At 66.6% G+C, this 18,047-nt stretch carries 14 protein-coding genes; 8 read left to right on the top strand and 6 right to left on the bottom strand.

Annotation, left to right across the window (positions count from 1 at the left end; all coding sequences use genetic code 11):
- The first annotated feature begins 23 nt into the window (after positions 1–23).
- The 4 genes from FHS02_RS27740 (at position 24) to FHS02_RS27725 (ending at position 5,258) form a co-directional block, all read left to right on the top strand.
- Positions 24–944: a LysR substrate-binding domain-containing protein gene (locus FHS02_RS27740; protein WP_137313921.1), complete on the top strand. Its 921-nt coding sequence runs from the start codon at positions 24–26 to the stop codon at positions 942–944.
- A 130-nt stretch (positions 945–1,074) separates the two neighbouring features.
- Entirely contained in the window at positions 1,075–2,031 is a 957-nt protein-coding gene (locus tag FHS02_RS27735) for an EAL and HDOD domain-containing protein (RefSeq protein WP_137313920.1), read from the top strand.
- On the top strand, positions 2,018–4,246 hold the full coding sequence (locus FHS02_RS27730; protein ID WP_229422649.1) for a putative bifunctional diguanylate cyclase/phosphodiesterase: 2,229 nt from the start codon (positions 2,018–2,020) through the stop codon (positions 4,244–4,246). The genes FHS02_RS27735 and FHS02_RS27730 overlap by 14 nt, the downstream gene beginning before the upstream one ends.
- 67 nt (positions 4,247–4,313) lie before the next feature.
- Positions 4,314–5,258, top strand: coding sequence for a DMT family transporter (locus FHS02_RS27725; RefSeq protein ID WP_229422647.1), 945 nt, complete (start codon positions 4,314–4,316; stop codon positions 5,256–5,258).
- An 88-nt stretch (positions 5,259–5,346) separates the two neighbouring features.
- Here FHS02_RS27725 and FHS02_RS27720 read toward each other — a convergent pair whose 3' ends face one another.
- Both FHS02_RS27720 and FHS02_RS27715 read right to left on the bottom strand, forming a co-directional pair.
- Complete coding sequence (locus tag FHS02_RS27720; protein ID WP_137313919.1) at positions 5,347–5,715, bottom strand: KGG domain-containing protein; 369 nt, start codon at positions 5,713–5,715, stop codon at positions 5,347–5,349.
- A 239-nt stretch (positions 5,716–5,954) separates the two neighbouring features.
- Entirely contained in the window at positions 5,955–6,167 is a 213-nt protein-coding gene (locus FHS02_RS27715; protein WP_137317417.1) for a DUF3820 family protein, read from the bottom strand.
- 115 nt (positions 6,168–6,282) lie between these two features.
- Here FHS02_RS27715 and FHS02_RS27710 point away from each other — a divergent pair, with 115 nt between their 5' ends.
- Positions 6,283–7,488 carry an MFS transporter gene (locus tag FHS02_RS27710; RefSeq protein ID WP_137313918.1) on the top strand — a complete coding sequence of 402 codons (1,206 nt, stop codon included), beginning with the start codon at positions 6,283–6,285 and terminating at the stop codon, positions 7,486–7,488.
- Here the strand turns inward: FHS02_RS27710 and FHS02_RS27705 are convergent.
- Positions 7,485–7,811: a DUF3861 domain-containing protein gene (locus tag FHS02_RS27705; RefSeq protein ID WP_137313917.1), complete on the bottom strand. Its 327-nt coding sequence runs from the start codon at positions 7,809–7,811 to the stop codon at positions 7,485–7,487. The two genes, FHS02_RS27710 and FHS02_RS27705, sit on opposite strands and share 4 nt — an antisense overlap.
- A 221-nt stretch (positions 7,812–8,032) precedes the next feature.
- On the opposite strand from FHS02_RS27705, the gene FHS02_RS31745 reads away from it, so the two are divergent.
- Positions 8,033–9,070, top strand: coding sequence for a PEP-CTERM sorting domain-containing protein (locus FHS02_RS31745; protein ID WP_229422645.1), 1,038 nt, complete (start codon positions 8,033–8,035; stop codon positions 9,068–9,070).
- Positions 9,071–9,076: 6 nt separating this feature from the next.
- Here FHS02_RS31745 and FHS02_RS27695 read toward each other — a convergent pair whose 3' ends face one another.
- Positions 9,077–10,147, bottom strand: a complete 1,071-nt coding sequence (locus FHS02_RS27695; RefSeq protein ID WP_229422643.1) for an acyl-CoA dehydrogenase family protein — start codon at positions 10,145–10,147, stop codon at positions 9,077–9,079.
- A gap of 70 nt (positions 10,148–10,217) precedes the next feature.
- Positions 10,218–11,435, bottom strand: a complete 1,218-nt coding sequence (gene dgt, locus FHS02_RS27690) for a dGTP triphosphohydrolase (RefSeq protein WP_137313915.1) — start codon at positions 11,433–11,435, stop codon at positions 10,218–10,220.
- A 106-nt stretch (positions 11,436–11,541) separates the two neighbouring features.
- Here dgt and FHS02_RS27685 point away from each other — a divergent pair, with 106 nt between their 5' ends.
- Together FHS02_RS27685 and sppA are read left to right on the top strand one after the other, a co-directional pair.
- Entirely contained in the window at positions 11,542–13,020 is a 1,479-nt protein-coding gene (locus tag FHS02_RS27685; protein ID WP_137313914.1) for a sodium:solute symporter, read from the top strand.
- A gap of 51 nt (positions 13,021–13,071) precedes the next feature.
- Positions 13,072–14,952 carry a signal peptide peptidase SppA gene (gene sppA / locus FHS02_RS27680; RefSeq protein ID WP_137313913.1) on the top strand — a complete coding sequence of 627 codons (1,881 nt, stop codon included), beginning with the start codon at positions 13,072–13,074 and terminating at the stop codon, positions 14,950–14,952.
- A gap of 93 nt (positions 14,953–15,045) precedes the next feature.
- Here the strand turns inward: sppA and FHS02_RS27675 are convergent, their stop codons facing one another.
- Positions 15,046–17,838: a sensor domain-containing protein gene (locus FHS02_RS27675; RefSeq protein ID WP_137313912.1), complete on the bottom strand. Its 2,793-nt coding sequence runs from the start codon at positions 17,836–17,838 to the stop codon at positions 15,046–15,048.
- Between the last annotated feature and the right edge of the window lie 209 nt (positions 17,839–18,047).

Genomic DNA, 18,047 nt, shown 5'->3' with positions numbered 1-18,047 from the left:
CTGTATTATCGAAAAAATCGAACATGCTCAGACTCAGCCTGGAAGCCTTGCAGATCGTCGATGCGATCGACCGCCGCGGCTCGTTTTCAGCCGCCGGCAAGGAATTGCACCGTGTACCGTCGACCATTTCCTACACGGTGGGCAAGCTCGAGGATGATCTCGGGGTGCAGGTGTTCGAGCGCAACGGCCCGAAAGTGGAGTTGACGAAAGCCGGCCGCGAACTGCTGAAGGAAGGCCGCTACCTGCTGCGCGCGGCGCAGGACCTGGAGCACCGGGTCAGGCGCGTGGCGTCCGGCTGGGAAACCGAACTGGCGATCGGCCACGATTCGATGTTTTCCAGCCTGGCATTCGGCGACGACATCCGCGCCTTCTATGACGTCGCCCAGCAGACGCGGCTGCGCATCGTGCGCGAGGCACTGTCGGGCACCTGGGAAGCACTGCTCGACCGGCGTGTCGACCTGGTGATCGGCGCGCCCGGCGACGGTCCGGCCGGCGGCGGCTACGTCTCCGAGCCGATCGGCACGCTGCGCTGGGTATTCGCGGTGGCGCCTGCCCATCCGCTGGCCAGCGTCGAAGGCACGCTGGGGCGAACCCACCTGCAGCAGTACCGCGCCGTCGCGATGGCCGATTCGGCGCGCCAGATGGCTCCCCGCACGGTCGGCCTGCTGCTGGGGCAGGATACGCTGACAGTCCCCGACATGGCCTCCAAGGTGCAGTACCAGGTGGCCGGGCTGGGCTTCGGCTTCCTGCCCGAACCGTGCGCGCGCGCCGCGATCGCCGCCGGCCTGCTGGTCGAGAAAGAGGTCGAGGAACCGAAACCGGACGAGACCTTCTACCTGGCCTGGCGCACCGGCGAAACGGGGGCCGCGCTGCAATGGTGGCTGGCGCGGATGCGCGCCGGCGAGCTGTTCGACCGCATGTGCCGCCATCTGCCGGCGACATGATTGCGGTGCGTCAATAAGATGCGATGCGGCAAGATTTTGTCCGACATTGTGTTGCGGTAACAGTTGACTGACGCCAATTATTCAAGGGTATCTTCTCGTGGTCGGCTTCCGCCCCTTCGAGAGAGTTGCCATGAATACGATCTTCCTGCAGTTGCTTGCCGACCGTCACGGCAGTCCTGCCGGCCTGCTGCTGGCCACATGCGCGGGCCAGCCGGACGAGCCCGCGCAAGCGCTGCTCCTGCTGGCGGCGAAATTTCCCTGTCACTACCGCACCGGCCTGGCCGAGCGCCTCGCGCTGCCGTTGCACCGGGCCGGTTGGCATCCACTGCCCGCCACCCGCATCTGGCGTGCCGATGTGCCGCCCGGCAAATCCTTGCCCGGACACGTGCTGTGGATCGAAGGCGACTGGGCACTGGCACCGCCGGAACGGCCGGTCGGCAACGGCGCGGCATCGCGCGCGCTGGCAATGCAGCTGGTGCAGCGCGTCAGTGCCGAGGCGGATACCCACGAGATCGAGGAACTGCTGCGCCACGATGCCACGCTGTCGTATCACCTGCTGCGGCTGGTCAATTCGCTGGGCATGGGCAACGGCCGCAAGGTCACCAGTTTTTCCCAGGCCATCCTGCTGCTGGGCAGGCAGCAGCTGCGCCGCTGGCTGAACCTGATGCTGTTCGCGGCGCGCGGTGGCGACGAACGTTCGGCCATGCTGCTCGCGCGAGTCTCGGTAAGGGCGCGGTTGATGGAACTGCTGGCCCGCGCCACCGGCCTGGATCGGCTGAACCAGGAACTGGCCTTCATGACCGGCATGTTTTCGCTGCTGGGCGTGCTGTTCGGCGCGCCGCTGGCCGACGTGCTGGCACCGCTTGCCATCGCCGATGCCGTGCAGGGTGCGCTGCTCCACCGCCAGGGCGAGCTGGGGGCGTTGCTGGCACTGGTGGAAGCGGCGGAGCGGGGCGATTTCGACCCGGTGGCGGCCGCGCTCGACCGTGCCCAGCTGCCTGCCGCCAGGTTCAACGACATGGTCGTCGAGGCCAACGAATGGATGCTGGTCGTGGCCGGCGACGCGGCGGGCCATGGCCATGGTTGACGAGGCGATCGCGCACTGCCAGTCGCTGTGCCGTGCGGCCCGCTCGCAAGCGGGCATCGCGCTGGCGGCAACGCTCGACCGGCTCGACAGCGCGCTGGGCGAACTGCGGAACGCCAGCGCGCCGGCCGCAGTGGGCGATCGGCCGCCTCCGCCCGAAGCGGACGAAGCTGCCGATGGGGCCGATGGGGCCGATTGGGCCGACGCGGCCGAAGCCGCGCTGGAACTCGATCTGGCCGGTTACGTCACTGCCTGGAACGCCGGTGCCGTGCGCATGTTCGGCTACACGGCCGGGGAAGCGGTCGGCCGCCACGTGCTGTTCCTGTATACGGACGACGACGGGGACGGCAGCATTGCCGAGCTCGTCCTGGAAACGGACCAGGCAAGCGCCGAGGTGCGGCGCCGCACGAAATCCGGCGACACGATCCGGGTTCGTCTCGCCATCATGCTGATGACCGATGGCCTGGGTAACGCTACCGGCATGCATGTGCGCCTCGGGCAGGTCGACGAAAGCCTGTCGGCTGCCGAGAAAGCCAGCCTGCACGCCCGCATCGTCGAAGACACTGACCAGGGCGTCATGATCACCGACGCGAGCGAACGCATCGTCTCGGTCAACGGTGCGTTCACGCGCATCACCGGGTACACGCTGGCCGACGCGGCAGGCAAGACCCCCGACCTGCTGTGCTCCGGCGTGCATGGGGAGGGCTTTCGCGCGCAGGCACGGGCCGCGATGGCCGGCGCGGCGCCGTGGCGCGGCGAAATCGTGGGCCGCCGCCGGAACGGCGAGCTGTTTCCGCAATCGGTGGTCGTCGGCGCCGTGCGCGATGCGGCCGGCCGCATCAGCCACGCCTTCTCGCTGTTGACCGACATCAGCGTGCACAAGAATGCCGAAGCGCGCATGCAGCGCATGGCCAACTACGACGCGTTGACCGGCCTGCCGAACCAGGGCCTGCTGATGCAGCTGCTGGGGCAGGCAATGACGGAAGCGCGGCGCAACCGCGAGCCGGGCGCGCTGCTGGTCGTGGAGGTCACGCGGCTGGGGGCGATCGCCGACACGCTGGGTCACGATGTGGGCAACGCGGTGCTGGTCGAAGCCGGCCGGCTGCTGCGCTCGCGTCTGCGCGAAGGCGACATCCTGGCGCGGCTCGGTGGCGGCAAGTTCGCCGTCGCGCTGCCGCGCATCGACCGGCGCGAGCATGCGGCGCTGGTGGCACGCAAGCTGGTCGACGTGCTGTCCACGCCGATCGCTGTCGGCACGCACGCGCTGCAGGTCGGCACCCAGGTGGGCATCGCGGTCTGGCCCGAGGATGCGGAGGAGCCAGGCGCCTTGCTGCGCGGCGCCGACGTGGCCGCCATGCGCGCCGGCGCCAGCATGGAACCGGCGCTGCAGTTCTTTTCCGAAGAGATGAACCAGCGCGTCAGGGAGCACCTGCGCATCGAGAGCGAATTGCGCGAAGCGCTGGCGAACGGCGAACTGATGCTGTACTACCAGCCGAAAGTGAGCCTGCGCAGCGGCCGGATCGTCGGCGCCGAGGCACTGCTGCGCTGGCGCCACCCGGTGCGCGGCCTGGTTTCGCCTGGCGTCTTCATCCCGGTCGCGGAAGAAACCGGCCTGATCACGGAGCTCGGCAACTGGGTCATCGAGGAAGCATGCGGGCAAATCCGGCGCTGGCGCGAGGCCGGGCTGGCCATGCCGCCCGTGGCGGTCAACCTGTCGGCGCGGCAGTTCGACCGTGGCCTGCCGCAGCGCATGGCCGACGCACTGGAACGCCACCAGGTGCGCCCCGAGCAGATCATGCTGGAGATTACCGAAAGCCTGCTGGTGCGGGGCGCCGAGCCCGTCGTGGCGATCATGAACGAGCTCGTGGCGATGGGCCTGGCACTGGCGCTGGATGACTTCGGCACCGGCTATTCAAGCCTGGCCTACCTGAAGAAATTCCCGATCAGTACCCTGAAAATCGATCGCGCCTTCGTGGTTGGCCTGCCGCACGAAGAAAACGACTGCGCCATCGCGCGCGCCATCGTCACGATGGGGCAGCAGATGCGGCAGGAAATCGTGGCCGAAGGCGTCGAGACCATGGACCAGATGGCGTTCCTGCGCGACCTGGGCTGCGACCAGCTGCAGGGCTACCTGTTCAGCCAGCCGGTCCCCGCCGCCGACTTCGAACGCATGGTGCGCGCGGGGCGGCGCCTGGCACTGGCCCTACCGGATCGCTGAACGCTGGCTCTTGGAAGGAACCAGCGGCACGGCGAGAATGATCCCTCGACAACAGGAGCGAGGGAATATGCAACTTACTGAACCGCCGGGCGTGGCCATGCAGCGCGCCGAAGCAGGTCAACTGGTGCTGGTGGCGGCGATCTGGGGCGCGTCGTACCTGTTCATCCGCATCGCGGCACCGGCATTCGGCCCGGTGGCGATGGCCGGCGCGCGGGCGCTGCTGGCGGCGCTGATGATGCTGCCGCTATTGCTGTGGCGCGGCCTGGGAGGCACCGCGCTGCGGCACTGGAAAGGCATCGCGCTGGTGGGCGTGACCAATGTGGCAGTGCCTTTCCTGCTGTTCAATTTCGCCGCGCTCGCCATTCCGGCCGGGTTGTCGGCCATCCTGTCGTCGACCACGCCGCTGTTCGCGGCGCTGATCGGCGCAATATGGCTCGGCGAAGGATTGACCGTGCAGCGGATGGTTGGGCTGGCGACCGGCTTCGCCGGCGTGGTGCTGCTGGTCGTCGACAAGGTGCAATTCGGCCAGGGCCCGCTGTGGCAGACACTCGCGGCAACGTTCGCGTGCCTGGCCGCGACGATGCTGTATGGCTTCACCGGCAACTTCACCAGGCGCCACATGGCGCACGTTCCGCCCGTGGCGGTGGCCGCGGGCAGCCAGGTGGCGGCCGCCGCGCTGCTGGCCTTGCCGATGGCGGCCAGCTGGCCAAATACGCTGCCTCCGGCACACGCCTGGACGGCGTTGCTGGCGCTGTGCGCGCTGTGCACCACGTTTGCGTACGTGCTGTTCTACGGCCTGATCGCGCGCCTCGGCGCCAGCCGGGCAATGAGCGCGCTGTTCCTGATTCCCGCGTTCGGCGTGCTGTGGGGCGGCCTGTTCCTGGGCGAACCGTTCACGCTGCGGATGGCCGCATGCTGCGGCGTGATCCTGTCCGGCTGCGCATTGACGATGGGCCTGCTGAAACTGCCGGGATGGCGGCGTGTGCCGGCGGCCGGTGACGCGCCTTTGTAAACGGGAAAGCCGCTCTGGCGAGCGGCTTTCGGTGTTCCCGAATGGCCGGGAACCGCGCCTGGGCGCAGGATGCTGCTACTTGCTGCGACTAGCGCTTGTCGTCGTTCTTGTGGCTCTGGCGACCGGCTTGCGCATGCTGTTCGGGCGTGCCGCCCCGGGTGCCGCCACCTTGACCGCCCTGGCCGCCCTGGTTGCCGCCGCCGCTTGAGCCTTGATTGCCCTGGCTGCCGCTCTGGCGGTTGCCATCGTTCTTGTGGCTCATGCTGCCAGCCTTGCGTGCCTCTTCCGAGGTGAATTCATGCGCATTGCCGGAAGCGTGCGCTGCGCGGCCGCCTTCGGAAGCGATTTCGCGCTGGCGTTCAGGGTCCATGGAAGCAAAGCCGCGGTTGCTGGTATCGCCGCTCTGGTTATTGCCTTTGTTGCCGCCCTGGTTGTTGCCTTGGTTCGATGATGCCATGGTTCTCTCCTTAGTCATGATGAACATTGCACATCCGTTACCCGACCTGTTGTCACACTGCTTTCGTGTGCAAGTCGTGTAAGGGAGCGCTCATCTTAGGCCCGTTGGATGGACGTTTTTATAAGAGCTCAGGAGGGGGGCGTGTAGGATAAAGCCTCATTGAAAAGTAACACAGCGGTTGCGTGATGTGACAATGCTAGCCGTGCTGAGACGTGCATTCCAGACATAAAATGCGCCGGTCACGACCGGGGCAGCGGGTCGAGCAAGCCGCGCAGATTGTTGTGATCGAGTTCGTACATCAGCGCCAGCAGCGCGCCCAGTTCGCCCTTCGGGAAACCCGCGCGCGCCATCCAGCCCAGGTAGTGGCCGGGCAGGTCGGCCAGCTTGCGTCCCTGGTATTTCCCATAGGGCATTTCGCGGACGAGCAGCAGGGATAACGCTTCGCTATTCATAGTAGAAACATGAATTGTTGCGCCCAGGTCAAAAAACTTCTGCGTGGGCGCGTCTTTTTCGAAAGAATGACTTCCGTGATACTGCACGGCATCCGCTACTTTACAGGAGTCATCCATGCCCATTGCCTTGCTGGCGCTCACCATCAGCGCCTTCGCCATCGGTACCACCGAATTCGTCATCGTCGGGCTGCTGCCCACGATTGCCGCCGACCTGCATGTCACGCTGCCCTCGGCCGGCCTGCTCGTCAGCCTGTATGCGCTGGGCGTCGCGGTCGGCGCACCCGTGCTGACCGCGCTCACCGGCAAGCTGCCGCGCAAGATCCTGCTGCTGGCGCTGATGGTGCTGTTCACTGCCGGCAACCTGCTGGCCTGGCAGGCCCCCGGCTATGAATCGCTGGTGGCCGCGCGCATCCTCACGGGCCTGGCGCACGGCGTGTTCTTCTCGATCGGCTCCACCATCGCCACGTCGCTGGTGCCGAAGGAAAAGGCGGCCAGCGCGATCGCCATCATGTTCACTGGCCTGACGGTGGCGCTGGTGACCGGCGTGCCGCTGGGTACCTTCATCGGCCAGCATTTCGGCTGGCGCGAAACCTTCCTGGCCGTGTCGGCGCTGGGTGTCGTCGCCTTCGTCGGCAGCCTGCTGTTCGTGCCGAAGCAGATCCCGCACACGAAACCGGCATCGCTGCTGGCACAGGTAAAGGTGCTGGCGCAACCGCGCCTGCTGCTGGTGTATGCCATGACGGCGGTCGGCTACGGCGGTTCGTTTATCGCGTTCACGTTTCTGGCGCCGATCCTGCAACAGCTGGCCGGCTTCGGCGAGAGCGCCGTCGGCGCCGTGATGCTGGTGTACGGCGTGTCGGTCGCGGTCGGCAATATCTGGGGCGGCAAGCTGGCGGACCGGCGCGGCCCCGTCGGTGCCCTGAAGATCATCTTCCCGGGCCTGGCCGCCGTGCTGCTGGCGCTGACATTCACCGCGCCGCACCCGTGGCTGGCAGTACTGACGGTCCTGCTGTGGGGAGCGGTGGCATTCGGCAACGTGGCCGGCCTGCAGGTGTATGTGGTGCAGCAGGCGGAGCACTACACGCCCCGCGCGGTGGACGTGGCATCCGGCCTGAATATCGCCGCGTTCAACCTCGGCATTGCCGGCGGCGCCTGGGGCGGCGGCCACATCGTCGATCGGCTCGGCCTCGTGCACACCGGCTGGATCGGCGCGCTGGTGGTGCTGGTGGCCTATGGCCTGACGGTATTGTCCGGCCGGCTGGACCGGCTGGATCCGCGGCTGGCCGCGTCAGGCCGATCGGTGCACGCGGCGGTTCACTAAGGCGTTTCGGGGTCCGCCGCCGGCTCGCCCGGCTGGGCGGGCCCTTTCTTCAGGTGCTTCATGAACTGCTTGAAGTGCGGCTGCAATTCCGCGAACAGCGGGTGGTCGCGGTTCTCCAGCATCACTTCGGAAAACAGCTTCAGCCCGACGGCCAGCGACGTGGCGGTCGGCGCGTCGAAGTCGCCGCGCCCGCGCATCCGTTCGACGATGGCGAAAATGTCGTCGTGGTTGCCGGTCTCGAATGCCAGCGGATCGCGCGTGACCGGGTTGCCACCGGGGTCCTGCAGGTGTTCGATCGTGATGCGGTAGCGGTGCTGTTTCATTGACTTCTCCGGGTTGGACTGCAGTGCCTTGGCATGCATGGCGCTGGCGCCCTGCAACGCATCACTGGCAGCTTATCAGCGGTATGCAGCGGACGGCGGCCGTTTGCTGCGCCCGCCTGAGCATGCCCGTGGCCGATCTGTAGTGCACGGGAGACACTTGCAGGCAGCAACCTTGGCGATCCGTATAGGTTCTACATCTCACTCAAGCGGAGATGCCGATCATGCGCAAACTGGCTGTTTCACTGTACTTCACGCTGGCAACGCTGCCGGCAGTTGCTGTACCGAACTATACGCTGACGGTGCTCGGCGACGCCGATGGCACGCAAGCCTGGGCCATGAACAATCGCGGGATCGGCGTCGGCGAGAATTTCCGCACGGACGAGACACTGATGTTCAGCAGGGGCGGCATTTCCGTCCTCCCGATGCCGGCGTCGGCGCAACACACGCCGCATGCCATCAACGACGCGAACACGATCGTCGGAACGACAAGGCCCGATGCCGGATACGCCCGCGCCTTTGTGTTACAGGATGGTGTGTACCGGGATATCGGTGGAAGGCAAGGTACCTACAGCCACGCCTGGGACGTCAACAATACCGGCACCGTGCTCGTCAACTATCTCGATATCCAACCAGATGGAGGCAGGGAGGGCGCCTACATCATGAAAGCGGACGGCAGCATGGTGGACCTGGGCGCGCTGGATCCCGGTGGCGACACGTTTGGAGTAGGAATTAACGACCGCGGGCAAGTTACCGGAATGGTGCGGTGGGCGGCGGGCGGATACGCCGTGCCATTCATCTGGGAAAACGGCACGATGACGAGCTTTGGCGGACTTGGAAGTACGTTCGGCGGCGTAAACGGCATCTCCGAACTCGGCCATGTATTCGGGACTTCTGCGGACTTGTTCTCCAGCCATGCCTGGGTCATCAGGGATGGCAGCGCCGAGTCCTACTCCGACCTGGCGCGTATCTTGTACATCGATACGGCCGGCCGGATCTATGGCCTTGACCAGCAATGGCAGGCCGCCATCGTCGAGGGCGGGACCATTACCCGTGTCGGCGACCTGATCGATGGCGCGTCCGGCTGGACCTTCTGGATGGACGCCGCCAACGAACGCGGCGACATCCTGACTTCGGCCTGCTACGCCGGCAATTGCGACTATACGGTGATGCTCACGGCGGTGCCGGAGCCCTCCACGTACGCGATGCTGCTGCTGGGCGGCCTCGCCCTGTATGGGCACGCGCGGCGGCGGCGGGCCTGATCGCCATCAGTCCGGCAGCAGCAGCGCATGCTGCGTAGCGGTATGAAAATCGCGCCAGACGCGGTTGATCGGCACGTCGTCGCGTGCCGCCTGCAGGCCACAGTAGGGATACAGGCAATCGACGGTACGGCGGCAGGTGTCGACCAGCTGCAAGGATACCCGCTGCAGGCCCGCCTCGTCCGCCACGGCGTGGCGCACCACGTCGGCCCAGGCGCGGTCGAGGACTTCGTACAGGGCCGCGCGGTGCGTTGCCAGTGCTTCCCGCGCCGCGGCCAGCCGTACCGCCACCGAGGGTACTTCGCCCAGCGGCACGCCGCTGCCATGCTGGCGCCGCGCGGCGATCAGCGGTTCGGCAAGTGCCAGGAAATGCGTCGCCATGCCGAGCAGGTTGGCGGCCAGCGTCACGTAGGCCAGCGCCATGAACGGAAAACGGTACAGCGGGCCGTCGGCCGTCGCATGGGCGGCGTCGATCGTGAAGCCGTGGCTGGCCGGTATCCGCGTGCCATCGAGCCGGTAGGCGTGCGACGCCGAGGCGCGCAGGCCGATCGCCTGCCATGAAGCTTCCAGCGCCACGTAGCGGGCCGGCACGACAAAGGCGCGGATGCGCGGCTTGCCCTGTTCGTCGCGCAGCACTTCGCCACGGGCGCGCAGCACGGCGTTCAGCGTGAAGTGGGTGGCCATCGGCGCACCGCTGGCGTAATCCCACCTGCCGCTGAGCACGAAATCGTCGCCGTCGGCATCGGCGAAGCCGGTCGGCGCGCCGCTGCCGGCCAGGCAAACGCCCGGCGTGGCCATGATGTCATGTGCCAGGGCAGGGGGCAGAAAACCGGCGAACCAGCCGGCGCCCGCGCACAGCGTGACGACCCATCCCAGGCTGCCGTCGGTGGCGGCGATCCGTTCTTCCAGCCGGACGACTTCGGGCAGCGGCAGCTCGGCACCGCCGGCGGCACGCGGTGCCAGCATCTTCAGCCAGCCCTGTTCATGAATGTCGGTTTGTTGCTCGGGCAGCAGGAAGCCCGCCAGCTCCGCCTCCCGCCACGTATCCGTTGAAGGGGTGACAAAACCGGTGACAGGCACCAGTTTTTTTGAAACAGATGTTGCTAAAGAACCGGTGTCTGTCACCGGTTTTTTTGAAACAGATGTTGCTTTAGCCATAGATGCGCTCCAGGCTGCCCTTGCCGAAGTATTTTTCGTATTCGGCGGCGGCGTTCACGTCCATCATGCCGGCGATGTAGTCGAGGACGAGCCGTTCGCGCGAGTCCGTCAGGCAGCGCAGCTCGGGCGGCAGCAGCACGTTGTCGCGGTTGTAGCGGCGGTCGGTCAGGACTTCGAAAAGCCCGCGGATGATCTTCTCGCCCTTTTTCTCGTACAACTGGACGTCCTTCTTGCGCAGGATCGCCTTCCACAGCAGCGTCTTCAGGCCGCGCGCCAGCGGCCCCATCGTGCGGTAGCCCAGTTCCTGGCCATGCTTGCCGTCGACCACGGCGATATCGCGGCACAGTTCGTGCACGATCTGCGACGTCATTTCCTTGCGCAGCACGATCGAATATTCCTCGGAGCTGGCCTGCGCCTCGCTTTTCAGCGCTTCCTCGTGCGCGCAGTGCGCGATGCGGGAAAACGGCTCGAAGGCGTCGGCAAAGTCCCGGCTGATGCGGAATTCGTGCAGGATTTCTCCCCACGTGATGATGCCGAAGCTCATCGCGTCTTCCAGGTCGTGGGCGGCGTACGCGATTTCGTCCGACAGGTCCATGATCTGCGCGTCGATGGTCTTGCGGATCGCCAGCCCGTGCCGCGCCAGCTCGCCGGACAGGAAATGGAAATCCTCGTCATACAGGAATTTCCGGGGATTGTCGGCGCGGCGGTAAAAATACTTGGTGATGCCGGCCAGCGTGCGGACGGTCAGGTTCAGGCCCGCATACGCATGGTGCTTCTTCTCGAGGGTGCGCAGGATGCGGAACGCCTGCGCATTGCCTTCGAAGCCCCCGTGTCCGGCACCCAGTTCGTCGAGGATGCGCTCGCCATAATGGCCGAACGGCGGGTTGCCCAGGTCGTGCGCCAGCGCGCACGTTTCGGCCACCACGCTGCGTTCCAGTCCCAGGTCGGCGGCGATCGAGCGGGCGATCTGCGCCACTTCCAGGCTGTGCGTCAGCCGGTTGCGGTTGAAATTGCTGGCATCCACGCCGAGCAGCTGCATCTTGCCCTGCAGCCGGCGGAACGACGACGAATACAGCACGCGCGCATAGTCGCGCATGCATTCCTCGCGGCCCTCGGCGCGGCCGTCGGCCTGCGCATGGACGCGCACTTCGAGCGGCAGGATCAGCGCTTCCTGCCCGCACGCGAATTGTCTGGTTGCGGCACTGTACATGGCGTTTCCTCGGGTGTTTCCTCGGGTGTTTCCTCGTTTCCTGCACGGATTGTAGCCCGGCAGCCGGTGTATATTGCTGCCGATTCACACTTCAGATGGTTCCAGCATGTCCCCCGCTTTCCTGTTTTTCGTCATCTTCGCGTATTTCGGCCTGCTGCTGGCGGTGGCGTGGGCCACCTCGCGCAACGCCGACAACGCCAGCTTCTTCATCGGCAACAAGAGCTCCAGCTGGGTGCTGGTCGCGTTCGGCATGGTCGGCACCACGCTGTCCGGCGTCACGTTCGTCAGCGTCCCCGGCGCCGTCGGGCGCGACGGCTTCGGCTACCTGCAGATCACCGCGGGCTACGTGATCGGCTACCTGGTCGTGACCTTCGTGCTGCTGCCGCTGTATTACCGGCTGAAACTGACATCGATCTACCACTATCTCGACACGCGGCTGGGCCGGCGCGCCTGCCAGAGCGGCGCCGCGTTCTTCATCGTGTCGCGCACGCTGGGTGCCACCGCGCGGCTGTACCTGGTCGTCAATATCCTGCAGGCGACGATCCTGGACCGGCTCGGCGTGCCGTTCTGGGCCACCAACCTGGTGATCCTGCTGATGATCCTGCTCTATACGTACGAGGGCGGCGTGAAGACGATCGTCTGGACCGATACGCTGCAGACCGCCGGCATGCTGGCCGGCCTGGGCGCCAGCGTGTGGTTCCTGCTGCATGCGATGGACCTGTCCGTGGCCGACAGCCTGGCGCGGATGCAGGCGGCCGGCCTGGCGCGCGTGTTCGACTTCAATGTCGACAGTCCCGGCTACCTGTGGAAGCAGGTCGTGGCCGGCGCCTTCATCACGATCGCCATGACGGGAATGGACCAGGAAATGATGCAGAAGAATATCTCGGTACGCACCCTGCAGGGAGCGCAGAAGAACATGCTGCTGCTCACGTTCATCCTCGTCATCGTGCTGGGCCTGTTCCTGTTCCTGGGCGGCCTGCTGCACCTGTACGCACCGCAGGCGGGCGTGACCGCCAGCGGCGACAAGCTGTTTCCCGCCATCGTGATGGGGCACCTGCCGGCGGCGATGCAGCTGGTCTTCTTCATCGCCCTGGTGTCGGCGCTGTTCCCCAGCGCCGACGGCGCGATCACCGCGCTGACGTCGTCGTTCTGCATCGACCTGCTGGGCGTTCAGCGCGGAAAGGGAGCCGATGCGCTGGACGAACGGACCGCCATGCGCTGGCGCCACCGCGTGCACCTGGGCTTCTGTGCATTGTTCCTGCTGCTGGTGATGGTCTTCAAGTGGATCGACAGCGCCAGCATGATCGGCGTGATCCTGAAACTGGCCGGCTACACGTATGGTCCGCTGCTGGGCCTGTTCGGCTTCGGCCTGCTGACGCGCCGCGCCGTGCGCGACCGGCTGGTGCCGGCCGTCGTCGTCGCCGGGCCGCTGCTGTGCGCGCTGCTGGAGCACTGGCAGCACCTGTTCTTCGGCACCTACCGGCTGGGGCTCGAACTGCTGCTCGTGAACGGCCTGTTCGTGTTTGCCGGGCTGTGGCTGGTTTCCTCACCCGGAAGGCGTGGCGCGCCGGCCCGCGCAAACTGATACAGTTCACATAGCGAGAGTCACCTTATCAACATTGCCCCGGAGTTGCCTGTGTCCCGATCCGTGTTTTCGTATGTCCGTGGCGGCCTTGGCCGCGTGTGGCGCTTCATCGATGCCAGCCGCCGCACCGTGATGAACCTGATTTTCCTGGTCATCGTCATCGCGCTGCTGTACGCGCTGTTCGGCGGCGGCGCCAAGCCGCTGGGCGAGAAGACGATGCTGGTGCTGAATTTGAATGGCCAGCTGGTCGAGCAGGCGCCGGGCGGCGCCAAGCTGGCGGCGCTGGCCAATCTCGGCGACGACAACGTGCGCCGCTACATCCAGCTGCGCGACGTGCTGCGCGTGCTGGACAATGCGGCGCGCGATCCGAACATCGGCGGCGCCTTGCTGCTGGTGGACGAGATGGAAGGCGGCGGCCCGGCGATGCAGCGCGAGATCGCGGCGGCCATCGACCGCTTCCGCGCCGGCGGCAAGAAGGTGGTGGCCTGGGGTTCGAACTACAACCAGAGCCAGTACCAGATCGCCGCCCATGCCAGCGAGGTCTACCTGCACCCGATGGGTACCCTGATCCTGGACGGCTACGGCAAATACCGCACCTATTACCGCGATGCCCTCGACAAGCTGGGTGTCACGGTGAACCTGCTGAAAGTGGGTAACTTCAAGAGTGCCGCCGAGCCGCTGGTGGCGAATGGCCCGTCGCCGGCCGCGATGGAAGCGGAAGCCTACCTGAACAACGACCTGTGGAACCGCTACCTGCAGGACGTGGAAACGGCCCGCAAGCTGCCGGCCGGTACGATCGCGCGCGGCATCGAGAACCTGCCGGCGCTGCTGGAGCAGAGCGGCGGCAACCTGGCGAAGATGGCGCAAAGCGTGAAACTGGTCGACGGCCTGAAGACGCGCGACGAGATTCGCGCGTTGGTGCTCGGCTATGGCGCCCCCGATCCGCAGAACAAGTCGTTCCGCCAGGTCGGCTTCGACGAATACCTGGCGCGCCTGGCGCCGCAGCTGAGCGGCGACGCGATCGGCGTGGTGATGGCGGTCGGCGAGATCGGCGACGGCATCGCCGCGCCGGGCTCGATCGGCGGCCTGTCGACATCGAACCTGATCCGCATGGCCCGCGAGGACGACAGCATCAAGGCCATCGTGCTGCGCGTCGATTCGCCCGGCGGCAGCGCATTCGGCTCGGAGCTGATCCGGCGCGAGCTGGAACTGACGCGCGCGGCCGGCAAACCGGTCGTCGTCTCGATGGGCAACCTGGCGGCGTCGGGCGGCTACTGGATCTCGATGTCGTCCGACGAAGTGATCGCCGACGCATCGACGATCACCGGTTCGATCGGCGTGTTCGCGCTGTTCCCCACCGTCGACAAGGTCATGGACAAGCTGGGCATCCACAGCGGCGGCCAGCCGACCACGTGGCTGGGCGACGCCGGCAACCCGACGCGCCCGATGGACCCGCGCTTCGGCCAGCTGCTGCAATCGTCGATCAACCACGTCTATGCCGAGTTCACGACGAAGGCCGCGCAGGCCCGCAAGAGTACCCCGGAAAAGATCGACGCCGTGGCGCAGGGCAGGGTCTGGACCGGCGCCCAGGCGCAGGAGCGCGGCCTGGTCGACACGCTGGGCAGCTTCAACGACGCGGTGCGCTCGGCGGCGCGCCGCGCCAAGCTGGGCGCCGACCCGCGCATCGTTTACATCGAGCGCGAAACCACGCGCTTCGACAAGCTGCTCGACTTCTTCGGCGCGCCGCAGGCCGTCAGCGAGCTGATCGACGCGGCCGTGGCGCGGCAAGTGGGAACGGTGCTGGCGCCGGCCGGCATCCCCGCCGGCGTGGCGGGCCATGTCGCGAAGGAGCTGAACTGGCTGAACGAGATGACGGCGCAGAAGAAGCCGTTCATGGCGCTGACGCACTGCATGTGCGGGGTGCCGGAGTGACGCATCCGGCGACGGCTGGATGACCGCCGCGGCACGGGGCAGGGGTATGAGATCGCCCTGGCTCGGGGCGGCATCGGCGCACTGGCCGCGCCGTCAGCGCGCCGATTCCTGCTCCAGCGCATTGCCGGAGCGGGTTTCCTCGTCCGCCAGGAACGCTTCCAGCTCCTCGAGCGGCATCGGCCGCGCAAACAGGTAACCCTGCCCCTCGTCGCACGCGGCATCGCGCAGCGCCGCCATCGTGCCGGTGGTTTCGATGCCCTCGGCGACAACGGAAAGATTGAGCGCGTGCGCCATGCCGATCACCGCGCGCACGAAGCCGTCGCCGGCCGGGCTTTCGGCCACGAACGAGCGGTCCAGCTTGAGCACGTCGATCGGGAAGCGCTTCAGGTACGACAGGCTCGAATAGCCGGTGCCGAAATCGTCGATCGACAGCCGCACGCCCAGCGATTTCAGGCCGCGCAGTACTTCGGCCGACTGGTCGAGATCCTCGATCAGCGCGCTTTCCGTCAATTCCAGTTCCAGCGCGGCGGCCGGCAGGCCCGAGCCGGCAAGCGCCTGCTGCACCTGGGCCACCAGGTCGGGCGAGCGCAGCTGCCGCGCCGATACGTTGACCGACACATGCAGGGCCATGCCGAACCGGTCGTTGATGCGCTTGACGTCGCGGCATGCCGCCCCCAGCACCCACTGGCCGATCGTACCGATATGGCCGCGTTCTTCGGCCAGCGGAATGAATTCCAGTGGTGCGACCCGGCCGAATTCGGGGTGGTCCCAGCGCAGCAGCGCTTCCACGCCGAGCGTACCCATCGTGCCGAGGCTGACGCGCGGCTGGTAGTGCACCTCGAACTGGCCGTGGTCCAGCGCCCGGTGCAGCGCCGCCTCGAGCTGCAGGCGGCGCTTCGCCGCGACGCACATTTCCGGCTCGAAGAACTGGAACGAGCCATTGCCCTGTGCCTTGGCCTTGTACATCGCGGTATCGGCTTTCTCGAACAGCTGCTCGGTCGACATGGCGCCGGGTCGTGCCAGGCTGATGCCGATCGAGGCGCCCACGCGCATTTCCAGGCCGTCCGTGTAGAACGGCAGCGCCAGGGTGGCCAGCAGCCGCTGCGCGATGGCGGCGGCGGCATCCCGGCCGGCGCAGCTTGCCGCCACCACGAATTCGTCGCCGCCGAGCCGGGCCACCACGTCGCCCGGCCGCATGCAGGACTGCAGGCGCTCGCCGACCTGCTGCAGCAGCCGGTCGCCGGTAGCGTGCCCGAGCGAATCGTTGACTTCCTTGAAACGGTTCAGGTCGATGAAAAACACGGTCGTGTACGTCTCATGGTGGGGGCCACCCAGCATGTCGCCCACGCGCCGGTTGATCCATGCCCGGTTCGGCAAGCCCGTCAGCGTGTCGCGCGTGGCCATTTCCTCGAGCCGGGCTTCGGCGTGCTTGCGCTCGGTGATATCGGTGATGAATGCCGTGAGCGAGCGCGGCTGGCCGTCGGCGTCCACCTCGATCGTCTGGTTCACCAGTGCATACACGCGGTGGCCCTGGCGGTGCAGCAGTACCGTTTCCAGCGCATGCACGCGATGGCCGGTCTGGCGGAGGTTCAACGCCGCGCTGGCGTCGCCATCGGCGAGGAATGACGCCACCGCCTTGCCGACCAGCTCTTCGCGGGCATGCCCGGACAGCTGGCACAGTGCGGGATTGACATCTTCGATGATGCCGCCACCGTTCACCAGCACGTAGCCGGCCGGCGTGATGCCGATCGTCTCACGGAAGCGCCGCTCGCTTTCGCGGATCTGCTTCTCGCGTTCCACGCGGTCCGAGATATCGTGGAAGAACACCGACAGGCCGTCTTCGTGCGCGTAGATCCGTTCGCTGACCCAGACGCCGACCGGCTCGTAGAAAGCTTCGAAGCTGGCATCCTTGCGGTGCGCCATCGCGCTGCGCAGGTGGCGGCCGACAGTCGACTCCTCCAGGCCCGGCGCCACTTCCCATACCACCCGGCCGATCGCGGCATCCCGTTCGACGCCGACGAACGCGGCGGCACGGCTGTTGGCATAGGTGATTTCCCAGTTCCCGTTGACGGAGAAAAAGCCGTCGTTGATACTCTCCAGCAGCGTCATGTTCTGTTCGGCCATGCGTTCGAGCCGTGCCAGCATCTCCGTTTCACGCGCGATGTCGCGCGACACGAGTACCGCGCCGAGGCAGGCGCCGGTGTCCGGGTCGAGTACCTGCCGGGCGATCGTCCCCAGCGCTACATAGCCGCCCGCCGTGGTGCGTTTGCGAACCTGCATGGGATCGTTGCGCTGCGAGGTGCCCGCGAGGGTGCGCATCAGCCTTTCGCGCGCCGGCGCCTGGTCGTCCGGATGCAGGAAGCCGATCACGGACTGGCCGATCATCTGCGCAGGTGTCCATCCCATGATCCGGGTGTACGAGGACGAGATGTGGAGATAGCGGCCATCCGGGTCGCAGCGGGCGATCAGGTCGGTGGTGTTATCGACGATGAGGCGATGCGCCGCCTCGCTGCGTAACGCGTGCGCGAGCTCGCTGTGGTGCGCGGTGATGTCCACGAGCGCTCCCGACCAGCCGGCATGGTGGCCGTTTGCCGCCATGCGGGGCAGGCCGGTCAGCAGCGCGTGGCGCCGCCAGCCATCGTGGCACGTGATTTCCAGTCGATAGTCGAAGGGACGGCCGTGCCGCAGCGCGGCACCGATCTGCAGCGCCATCGCCGCGCCGCCTTCCATCGCCAGCGATGCAATCCATGCCGGCAGCGACAAACCGGCCATATCGGGAAGCAGCCCTGGGCAACGCTCACAGGTCGATTCGCACAAGCCTTCCGCATTGGTGGACCAGGTCAGGCCGATGACGGCTTCCCGGGCTGAGCTGCTGACAGGGTTCATCTTATCGCTGCCTCATGGCTGGACGGCGCCACCGGGGCGCACGCAACATTCTTCAATGGACTGTAGGAGGCGGCCTGGTCGGTGACGAAGCCGCAAGCACGGCGCAGCGGGGGGCCGTTTGCTCGGTGCTACTGGGAAGGGCAGGGGTGGGGCCGGATCGGGAGCAAGCCCGCCACACTAGCATGAAAAGTTCCTAAAAGCAATATGAA

The sequence above is a fragment of the Pseudoduganella umbonata genome (genome assembly GCF_014192225.1).
Classification (GTDB): Bacteria; Pseudomonadota; Gammaproteobacteria; order Burkholderiales; family Burkholderiaceae_D; genus Rugamonas; species Rugamonas umbonata.
This window is presented reverse-complemented; position numbering and strand designations above follow the sequence as displayed.

Bases quoted from the DNA above. Each gene is read 5' to 3' on its own strand.
- FHS02_RS27740 (WP_137313921.1), top strand. From the start codon at position 24: ATGCTCAGACTCAGCCTGGAAGCCTTGCAGATCGTCGATGCGATCGAC.
- FHS02_RS27735 (WP_137313920.1), top strand. From the start codon at position 1,075: ATGAATACGATCTTCCTGCAGTTGCTTGCCGACCGTCACGGCAGTCCT.
- FHS02_RS27730 (WP_229422649.1), top strand. From the start codon at position 2,018: ATGGCCATGGTTGACGAGGCGATCGCGCACTGCCAGTCGCTGTGCCGT.
- FHS02_RS27725 (WP_229422647.1), top strand. From the start codon at position 4,314: ATGCAACTTACTGAACCGCCGGGCGTGGCCATGCAGCGCGCCGAAGCA.
- FHS02_RS27720 (WP_137313919.1), bottom strand. From the start codon at position 5,715: ATGGCATCATCGAACCAAGGCAACAACCAGGGCGGCAACAAAGGCAAT.
- FHS02_RS27715 (WP_137317417.1), bottom strand. From the start codon at position 6,167: ATGAATAGCGAAGCGTTATCCCTGCTGCTCGTCCGCGAAATGCCCTAT.
- FHS02_RS27710 (WP_137313918.1), top strand. From the start codon at position 6,283: ATGCCCATTGCCTTGCTGGCGCTCACCATCAGCGCCTTCGCCATCGGT.
- FHS02_RS27705 (WP_137313917.1), bottom strand. From the start codon at position 7,811: ATGAAACAGCACCGCTACCGCATCACGATCGAACACCTGCAGGACCCC.
- FHS02_RS31745 (WP_229422645.1), top strand. From the start codon at position 8,033: ATGCGCAAACTGGCTGTTTCACTGTACTTCACGCTGGCAACGCTGCCG.
- dgt (WP_137313915.1), bottom strand. From the start codon at position 11,435: ATGTACAGTGCCGCAACCAGACAATTCGCGTGCGGGCAGGAAGCGCTG.
- FHS02_RS27685 (WP_137313914.1), top strand. From the start codon at position 11,542: ATGTCCCCCGCTTTCCTGTTTTTCGTCATCTTCGCGTATTTCGGCCTG.
- FHS02_RS27675 (WP_137313912.1), bottom strand. From the start codon at position 17,838: ATGAACCCTGTCAGCAGCTCAGCCCGGGAAGCCGTCATCGGCCTGACC.